This is a genomic window from Streptomyces sp. NPDC051664, assembly GCF_044453545.1.
Lineage (GTDB): Bacteria > Actinomycetota > Actinomycetes > Streptomycetales > Streptomycetaceae > Streptomyces.
Genome location: NZ_JBITCU010000077.1, coordinates 1 through 8,469, shown reverse-complemented (window position 1 = coordinate 8,469; position 8,469 = coordinate 1). Strand labels below are relative to the sequence as shown.

Annotated in this window: 9 protein-coding genes and 1 pseudogene; 5 read left to right on the top strand and 5 right to left on the bottom strand. The window is 68.0% G+C overall.

Annotation, left to right across the window (positions count from 1 at the left end; all coding sequences use genetic code 11):
* Window positions 1-155 precede the first annotated feature (155 nt).
* Window positions 156-503, bottom strand: a complete 348-nt coding sequence (locus tag ACIA8E_RS41245) for a MerR family transcriptional regulator (protein WP_399307170.1) — start codon at window positions 501-503, stop codon at window positions 156-158.
* A gap of 1,019 nt (window positions 504-1,522) precedes the next feature.
* On the opposite strand from ACIA8E_RS41245, the gene ACIA8E_RS41240 reads away from it, so the two are divergent.
* A complete protein-coding gene (locus tag ACIA8E_RS41240) occupies window positions 1,523-1,675 on the top strand; it encodes a hypothetical protein (protein WP_399307168.1) in 153 nt (50 codons plus the stop codon).
* Window positions 1,676-1,746: 71 nt separating this feature from the next.
* On the opposite strand, the gene tpg is transcribed toward ACIA8E_RS41240, so the two are convergent.
* Together tpg and tap are read right to left on the bottom strand one after the other, a co-directional pair.
* Window positions 1,747-2,304 (bottom strand): telomere-protecting terminal protein Tpg, encoded by a 558-nt coding sequence (gene tpg / locus ACIA8E_RS41235; protein ID WP_383933668.1) that lies wholly within the window; start codon window positions 2,302-2,304, stop codon window positions 1,747-1,749.
* Between the two features lie 7 nt (window positions 2,305-2,311).
* Window positions 2,312-4,603: a telomere-associated protein Tap gene (gene tap, locus ACIA8E_RS41230; RefSeq protein ID WP_399307165.1), complete on the bottom strand. Its 2,292-nt coding sequence runs from the start codon at window positions 4,601-4,603 to the stop codon at window positions 2,312-2,314.
* Window positions 4,604-4,725: 122 nt separating this feature from the next.
* Here tap and ACIA8E_RS41225 point away from each other — a divergent pair, with 122 nt between their 5' ends.
* Window positions 4,726-4,908: a type II toxin-antitoxin system prevent-host-death family antitoxin gene (locus ACIA8E_RS41225; RefSeq protein WP_399307163.1), complete on the top strand. Its 183-nt coding sequence runs from the start codon at window positions 4,726-4,728 to the stop codon at window positions 4,906-4,908.
* A 31-nt stretch (window positions 4,909-4,939) separates the two neighbouring features.
* Here ACIA8E_RS41225 and ACIA8E_RS41220 read toward each other — a convergent pair whose 3' ends face one another.
* Together ACIA8E_RS41220 and ACIA8E_RS41215 are read right to left on the bottom strand one after the other, a co-directional pair.
* A complete protein-coding gene (locus tag ACIA8E_RS41220) occupies window positions 4,940-5,977 on the bottom strand; it encodes an SEC-C metal-binding domain-containing protein (RefSeq protein WP_399307161.1) in 1,038 nt (345 codons plus the stop codon).
* Window positions 5,978-6,040: 63 nt separating this feature from the next.
* Window positions 6,041-6,685, bottom strand: a pseudogene (locus ACIA8E_RS41215) (transposase); the annotation flags it as partial.
* A gap of 298 nt (window positions 6,686-6,983) precedes the next feature.
* On the opposite strand from ACIA8E_RS41215, the gene ACIA8E_RS41210 reads away from it, so the two are divergent.
* The 3 genes from ACIA8E_RS41210 to ACIA8E_RS41200 all read left to right on the top strand — a co-directional run.
* Window positions 6,984-7,448: a calmodulin-binding protein gene (locus ACIA8E_RS41210; protein WP_399307159.1), complete on the top strand. Its 465-nt coding sequence runs from the start codon at window positions 6,984-6,986 to the stop codon at window positions 7,446-7,448.
* A 6-nt stretch (window positions 7,449-7,454) separates the two neighbouring features.
* The gene (locus ACIA8E_RS41205) at window positions 7,455-7,613 is read left to right on the top strand and encodes a hypothetical protein (protein WP_399307157.1); all 159 of its coding nucleotides are present in this window, start codon (window positions 7,455-7,457) and stop codon (window positions 7,611-7,613) included.
* A 618-nt stretch (window positions 7,614-8,231) separates the two neighbouring features.
* The coding region (locus tag ACIA8E_RS41200) for a transposase (protein WP_399307155.1) at window positions 8,232-8,469 on the top strand (238 nt) is incomplete at its 3' end.

Sequence of the window (8,469 nt, the reverse complement as noted above, 5' to 3'; positions counted from 1 at the left end):
CGGGCCCGCACCCGCACCAGTCACTTCGCAGCACTTCGCCCCGTCGGATCCGACGGGGCGAAGCACCTGGGCCCGAATTGACCAACAGCGTCCGCTTTGCGCCCCGGGCAGCACGTGTGGGTGGCAACCGCGAAGCTCCTGGGGAGTTGCAGGTTTTAGCCGTCTCCGGCCGCGGTTGTGGGGTTCGCTGATTCGTCGGTGCGGCGGTATTCGGCGTTGATGCGCTGGGCTTCTTCGAGCTGGTCTTCGAGGATCACGATGCGGCAGGCAGCCTCGATGGGGGTCCCGTGGTCAACGAGCTCACGGGCACGGGCAGCGATGCGCAGCTGGTAGCGGGAGTAGCGGCGGTGTCCGCCCTCGGAACGGAGCGGCGTGATCAGGCGGGCTTCCCCGATGGCACGGAGGAAGCCCTGGGTGGTGCCGAGCATCTCGGCGGCCCGGCCCATGGTGTAAGCGGGGTAGTCGTCGTCATCGAGACGGCCGAACGAGTCGTCTGCTGTCATTGCACCTCTCTGTGGAACGCGTGGAGGGGCCCTGGTGCCGTACGGCACCAGGGCCCCGAAGGAACTGCTACACCATCTGCCGGCCCTGATACTGCGCCGACCTTCTTGATCCGCACCAACTCACGGGGGATGAGAGCGTGCGCGGGGATCGCGGTTGCTTGACCGGAGACCACCTCACTATCGATGTCCTGCGGTACCCGGGCTCAGACGTCCGCCCGGGCGATCCTGATGGCGCCTGGCTCCTCCGTTCTTCCCTCTGGGATCAATCACTTACCTACTGCTGGTACTGCTTTCCTGCGTACTGCCCAGTGGCCTGCGACAGCCGACAGCGCCACTCTTCGGCAGCCAGCCCCGTCGCCCGTCCTGCGTCTGCTCTGGCTTAGAACCCCACTGCCGAACCTCCCGGTACGCGCGTCCGCAGCCGACGCCTTCACCGAGGTGCTGCTCACCTACTTCACTGCTGGGTACTGCGACCTGCACTTACGGGTACTGCCACTGCGGTACTGCTCACGGCGGCCCCTGATCACTGCGGGCCACCCGGTCCGGTCGTCAGTCCCGTCGCCGTCCTGCAACAACCCTGGCTTCGAAACTCCACCACCGCACCGTCCTGCAAACTGCAACTACGGGTACTGCTGCCCGGCAGTTCGTCCCTGCCAGGCCCTGCGGTCTCTCTGGGCTACGAGAGAAACCATAACCACACCACCACCCAATGTCTACTCCAGCCAACATAGATTTTCGCGGGTTCGACAGTGAGGTAATCCACCTCGAAACAGCGCTGGAGGGCGGGAGGGCGGTCGTCATCGGGTTAACGGGCCGCAGCCGGGGCTGATCCGGTTGCCCCGGCGGCTCTTGCCTGCGGATTCGTAGGCGATGGGGACGAGGCCGGCGATGGGGACGAGGCCGGAGGCGCGGTAGGCGCCGGCAGCGTTCTGAAGCGGGCCGGGTCACCGATCGCGGCTTCGTAAGCGTTGGCGGTCACGATGCCGACGCCGGGCAACGAGGTGAGGACGCCCGCCGGAGTGTTGGGCAGGACAGTCGACAACTCCGCGGTGGCCTTGGCGATCTCCTCCTCCGGCGCGAAGAAGAAGGTCACGTCGGCAGCAAGTACGGCGCTGGCGGCGTTCCAGCGACGATCCCGTTTTTTCGGGGACGTCACCGGCCGCCAGCTCTGACGGCCTCGACCGAACGCCGGGCACGGCCAGCGTCAGCCGCTTCAACAGCCACCAGCTCCCCGACGCCGCGTCTACAGGTCGAACTCCAGGTGCTCGATGTCCGTGAAGTGGACCTCCTCCAGGGAGCCGGCGCGGCGGCCGCCATCTTGGAAGTAGGTCTCCTTGAGGGCTTCGGCGGCGATCTCCCTCAGGCGGTCGTCGCTGGCACCGGCCTCCTGGGCCTCGAAGAGGCGGGCGGCGTGTCGCGGCGGTAGGGCGACGGTCAGGTGCCGGATCCGGTCCTCATCCGTCGATCCGATCGGTGCGACGTAGCCGAGCCGGGCCCGGGTGTCGATGACGATGCCGCCGGTGCTCGCTGCCTTCTCCCTGGCTTTCGCCCGGATCTGCGGTTGCCACCGGGCCTTCACCTCGCGCTCCAGGCGCGCGGCGAGGTCCGGGCGGGGCTTTTTGATCTGGTCCTTGACGTACCGCTCGACGGTGCGCTGGGAGATCCGCAGCATCTGGGCGACTGCCTTGGTGCCCTTGTACTGCTTGACCAGGTACCGCATCTGCGCGCCCGCGCTCTTGGGCGTCGGGCGGGTGAACGCCTTCTGTACCGCCTTGTCGAGGCCGTCCCCGAACGTGCTCATCGGCTACCTACTCCCCGTTGTCCTGGTCGGTGACGGTGCCGTCCTTGATGTACCGGGCGAGGTTGAGCTCCGGGGCCTGGAACTGCTCCCTCACACCCTCGCCCCACAGCACGCTCTGCGTGCCCTCGTGCTTCACCAGGCCCGGGTTCACCCCGAGCTTGAAGCCGCCCGGCAAAGGCTTGCCCTCCCGGTACGGCAGGAAGTCCAGCGGACTCTCGCCGTCGGTCGCGTAGACGACGCAGTCGGAGAGGATCGCGACCGGGTACTGCCCGGTGAATGCCGCATGCTTGACGATCTTGCGGTGCAGGTTGATCCGCGTGCGGGAGATGACCGCCGCGCGGATGTCCGGCCGCCACGTCGGCCGCGACAGCGCCCGCCACGGCTCGCCGGGCCGCCACCCCTCGCCCCGGGGCCGCTCGCGCAGCTTGCCGATGCCGCCCTTCACCGTGGCCTTGACGGCAGTCACCACGATCGTCAGTTCCGGGTCACGGCCCTTGTAGCCGTCCATCGCCGCCAGGAAGTCCTCCGGCGACAGGGCCGCGCCGACGCCGAGGTCGGCCATCGTGGCGAGGTAAGCATCGCGCAGCCGGTTGTACCAGCCGTCCAGGTAGCGGCCGTTCTCGTACCGGACATACGCCTCGGTCGGCGCGACGTCGTAGCCCAGCTCCACCGCGTAAGCGACGGTCGGCGTCGCGTACCAGGCCGGCCCCTGCGGTCGTTCGCCCTTCGGCGTGAACGGGCTGGGCAGCATCGATCCGTCCAGGTCCACCCACTCCTTGCCAACCTTCACCCGGGACAGGTCGACGTGGGACAGGTCGACCAGCCACGAGCCGGGCAACTTCGGGTCGAACACCGGGTTCTTGACGTGCGTCGGCGCGCCGAGGCCCACGATCAAACCGTTGGCTCCCGCGCCGAACGCCATGTTGACGTCGATGCCCACGAGGTTGCGGCGCAGGCATTCGTCGTCGGTGAGCGGCCGTGCCCAGTCGTACGCCTCCTCGAACAGCTTCTGGGCAGGTCCGCGGACGTGGAAGCGGGGCAGATCCTTCAGGAGCGGGTGCCCGTCGGGGGCCTCGCACGGCGCGCAGTCGACCGGGTCCTTCCCTAGCGAGCCGGGGTTGTGCTCGGAGTGCCGCTTGCCATCCGCGTCCGGCTCGGAGGCCCGGGTCGCCGGGTGCAGCGCCGTCATCAACTCCAGGCCGGTCACGGCGGTGGAACCGCGCGGCGTCATCACCCGCGACGCGTACGTGCCGAGCAGCCGGGCGAGCTCCGCTGGCGGCAGTTGTCCGGCCGCACCCCAGTGCCGGGTGTCCAGCGCGTTCCAGGACGGGATGCACAGCTGCACGCAGGCCCGCTCCGAGCCCTGTGCTGGGCGGTAGATCCGCGCCCACGGCCCGAACCCGCGCTTCGTCAGCTGCCACTGCGCTCGGGTCAGCTGCTTAATGACCTTGTGGCCCTCCGGAATCCGCCCGGCAAGCCGCTCCTGATCGCTGAGGGCGACCGGGAGGCCGTAGCGCTCCAGCGCGGCCTCGGTGAGCACGAGCAGCGGGTCAGCCGGCTTACCCGGACCGGCCAGCTTCGGCGCCCCGAGCTTCGCCTCCTTGAGAGTCCAGTCCACCAGGGCCGGCAGGCTCTTGGCGGGCACGTCCAGGACCAGGCCACCGGTGCAGTACGCCAGCACCTGCCCGTCCTCGACATCGACGACCGCCAGCGGCCCGTTCTCGAACCGCAGGTCGGCGCCCGCCGGGGTCGCGGACGGGGCCGCCTTCTTCGCACCCGGGCGGCGCGACATCGACGTGCTCCTGGTGGTGCTCGCCGGGCGCCGCGACGACGCGGCGGGCGGCTGAGCGAACGCCTGGTCAATGGCATCGTCCGGAACCGGCGGCATGTCAACTACCGGGGCGGGGGCGGGAGTGGGCTTCGAAAGACTTTCGATCATGTCTTCTACCGCAGCATCCAGCACCGTCGGCATTTCGCCTGCCGTGTCGGGCGCGCCGGTGAACGTGGTCGGCACTGCGGCGTCCTTGGCGGGCGGGGCCGCGTCGATCGGAGCGGCCGGGGCGGGGTAGAGCTCCGCGAGCTTGTCCAGCAGCCGGGCATACGCGTCCCGCTCCGGCGGGCGCGGCTCGGTCTTGCCGGACTCCCATCCGGACACCGTGGCCCGGCGCACCTTCAGCGCGGTGGCCACCTCATCGATCGTCAGGCCGTGCGCGGCACGCAGCCGCTTGCGCTCCGTCGGCGGCGGCAGTGTGGCGCGGGACGCGAGCAGTGCGTCGACCGCGTCGAACAACTCGGACATGGAACACCTCCTGACCAACACTCTACCCTATGAAACGTACGAGTTGCGTACGTTTGCCGTACGTATGACGTACGAAGTGCGTTCGATGGTGGAGACGTGCACACTTCCGTAAGGTGGTGTGCATGACGACGCAGAGCACCTACTCGATCGTGGAAGCCCGCGCCCGGCTGGGCGCCATCGCCCGCGAGGTCAGCGCCACCCGTGAACCGGTCGCCATCACCGACCACGGACAGACCATCGCCATACTGGTCAGCCCCGCCGACGCCCTCGAACTGCAGGAGCTGCGGGCCCTGGCTTCCCAATAGAGTTGTCAAGCGATTCTGGTGCTTGGGGTGATCAGTTGTTGGCGGGGGTGCCGCAGCATTTCTTGTACTTGCGGCCCGATTCGCACCAGCACGGCCCGTTGCGTGCAGGTGGCCAGGTCAGCGTCTGGTCCGGGTGGGTCGTGTGGTGCCATTCTCCGTAGTGCTGCCGGGTCGTGTGATCGGCCGGGTCTTGGCCTGTGCGCTGGGCGTATGCCTCGAAGTCGGCCAGGGTGGCGGTGACCATGTGCACGTGGGCAGCGCCGGACTCGTCGTAGCCGCGGGCCTCGCGCTGGATCCGTGCGGTGTAGGTGGCGTAGTCATCGCCGTAGTGCACGGTCGATTCGGGCCAGCGTTCCCGTACCGCTGTGAAGTCCTCGCGGGCCCATCGCAGGACGATCCCGTCGTACGTCTCTCCGTCCTGGCTGTGGAAGGGGTCGTCCCACTTGTCGTGCACCAGGGCGCGGAACGCCGTGAGGGCGGCGTCGGCTTCGGTCTCGGCGGCCAGGTCGTCCTCGTCCAGGGGGATGCCCAGCTCGCCACGGAGGAAGCCGCGGTCGATGAGCAGTCCATGCCGGTACTCGTCCGTTTCCCCGTCCGGGGTGTCGTTGGTCTCGGCGATACGGTCCAGGCCCGCCTGGCACCACGCCAGTGCCAGCTCGTGCTGCTCGTGCTCGCACAGCACCTCGACCATATCGTCGAAGACCCGCAGATCTGTGAACCCGGCGGGCTGGGTGTCGAGTTCGGCTCGCAGCGCGTGCTGGGCCTGGTCGGCCTCTGACGCACGGTCCAGCGCATACAGCTGGTCCACAATGCCGACCTGGGCGTCTCTGGCGAACTCGCCCCCGAATTCGACCACTCGGCGGAAGAGTGTGAGGGCTGCCTCGTGCCGGCCGTCACGGGCGGTATACCAGCCGGCGTCCGACAGGGCACGCGGCTCTTCCGCGGTGCCGACGTGCTCGGCGGCCCACCGCCAGCACTCGTCTGCCGATGGTTCACGGCCCAGCCCCTGGAGGAAAGTCGTATACGGGGTGGATACGGTCTTTGTATCTGCCGTGGACGCATCGTTCATAGGCAAACCCTACCGACGCCCGGCCCGGGCGGAAGCCCATCGGCCGACAGCTCTACCGCAGGGTCAAGCCGCCGCGGCGGCAGGGGCAGTGACCTCGTAGCACCGCCGGTCACGGATCAGCGCCCACAGCACGTTCACGCGTCGGCGGGCGAGGGCGAGGACGGCCTGGACATGCCGTTTCCCCTCGGCTCTCTTCCTGTCATAGAACGTCCGGGAGTTGGGGTCGCACCGGATGCTGATCAGTGCGGACTGGAAGAACACCCGCTGCAGCCGGCGGTGGTACCGCTTCGGCCGGTGGAGGTTGCCGCTGGTCTTCCCGGAGTCGCGTGGTGCGGGTGCCACGCCGGCGAAGGCCGCGAGACGGTCCGGGGTCGGGAAGGCGGTCAGATCGCCACCCGTCGCGGCGAGGAACTCGGCACCGAGCACGGGACCGATGCCGGGCATGCTCTCGATCACTGTGGCGAGTTCGTGTTCACGAAACCGGCCCTCGATGAGCTTGTCGATCTCGGTGATCTTCTCGTTGAGGGTCATCACCTCCTGAGCGAGGGTGTGCACCATCTTCGCGATGGCCTTCTCGCCGACGACGGCGGTGTGCTGACGCCCGGCGGCATCCACGGCCGCCGAGGCCAGGGCTTCGGCCCCGCGAACCCTGCGGTTGCGCAGCCACATGGTCAAACGGCTGATGCCCGCGCGGCGGATCGCGGCCGGGGGCCGCTTATCCGCAGGTCAACAGCGCCGTCGTCGCAGCACCGGCAGGTTCTGAGAGGCCTTCTGCGACCGACGACTTGGCAGACCGCGGCCAGGGGAACGGCGCGGCGCACGGTTCTCTCAACTGGTCGTTCGCGAGAGACGAGAAACGGAGCCGCCGCTGCCGCTAACCGCTGCGGGCCCCTTCCCTCCCGGCGTCCACCCCGACATCGACTGCTACTTTCCGTAGTCAATAAGCTACATTGCGTCACGAGCGACCATGGTCATCACGGTCTGCCACGTACCAATGGAGATTCTCGTGCGAAACCTCTTCACCAGGGCCGGAAGCCTCGCCGCCGTCGCGATTCTCGCCTTCACCGTGGCCCAGCCAGCCCAGGCCACCCAGCACCGCGAGGGAGCGCAGCGGACCGCCGCCGCCGAGCCCGCGTACTTCGAGATGACCGATATCACCCGGAGCAAATTCATCGTGAAGCTGGTGCAGGAGCGCGAGATCCAGCACGCCAGGGACCTGGTGAGCGGTGCCACAAACGACGAGCCGCACGTCGTCGGCAGGCTCAGGAAGTACCCGGCCTCGTACAACCCGGGCTGGAGCTTCCACTACGACCCTGAGACGGTCCACTTCTTCAACTACGCCATCGAGGTCTGCGACGCGACACTGCCGTACGTCGAGGACCACCTCGACGAGGCCGGCGGCCCCTTCCTGCCCGGCCTCATCTTCTGCCCCTGGACCTCGCAGATCGTTCGGGAAGTCCCCGCGCCGTAAAACGACTTGACCGGCCCAGCCGAAGGGCGGGGCGGCACCCCACCCGGGGAGCCGCCCTTCCCCACGTCCGCCGTCGCCAGCCTGCAGACCTTCCACGCCGCGGCCCTCGCCACCCTGAACAACAAGCTCTACTTGGCCTGCATCGGCTTCGACGGCGCGACGTAGATCCTCAACCATGACGGCAACACCTGGTCCGCGGCGACAAACCTCGGCGGCCTCACCGACAGCGCCCCTGCCCTGGCCGTCCGCAACGGTGTTCTGTACTGCGCGGTACGCGGCCTGGACTCCACGATCTATCTCAACTCCTTCAACGGCACCGCCTGGACCGGCTTCAAGCAGCAGGTGCCTGGCGCGTACACGATGTGGGAGCCCGCAATCGCAGGGCGGCACCGGCGACACCCTCCACATCGCCTACCGCACCACCTGACCACACACGACGTGAGCCCATACGGCGTGGTGTACAACAGCGGTTTTGGCTGGTCGGGAACGTGAGGAGAGCCGTGCGGGTTGGGATGGTTGTGAAGTGATCCTTGGCCCGTACGGCTCTCTCGCATCGCATCTGCACGGATATCTCGAGGCGTCGACTCGAGGAAGCCGACCATCACCGGGGCCTTCCAGAAGCCGAGAATTTACAAACTGCTCGCCTGCTTCGCCTTACTAGCCTCGGGCTTTCACGACGTGGGTTGTCCGATGCTTGATCAAATAAGCGGAGAGTGCTCCTGACCTGCAACGATGGGACTTGTCTAGGGTCCTGTTGGCTGCACGGAAAGAAGCACTCTCCAGGTGAGCAAGCGTATCGGGTTGTACCCGCGTGTCCGCGTCGAGGGCGGTGGCAGCGGGACGGTTTCGCAGGCCGGGGCGGTGCTGCTGGTCGAGACGGTCCGCAAGTGCGGCCTGGACACCGCGATATCGACGGCACTGGCGCCGTGGCGCAAGCCGCGGACGGTGCACGACCCTGGCAAAGTCCTGCTGGATGTCGCGCTCGCGACGGCTCTGGGCGGGGATTGCCTCGCCGATGTCG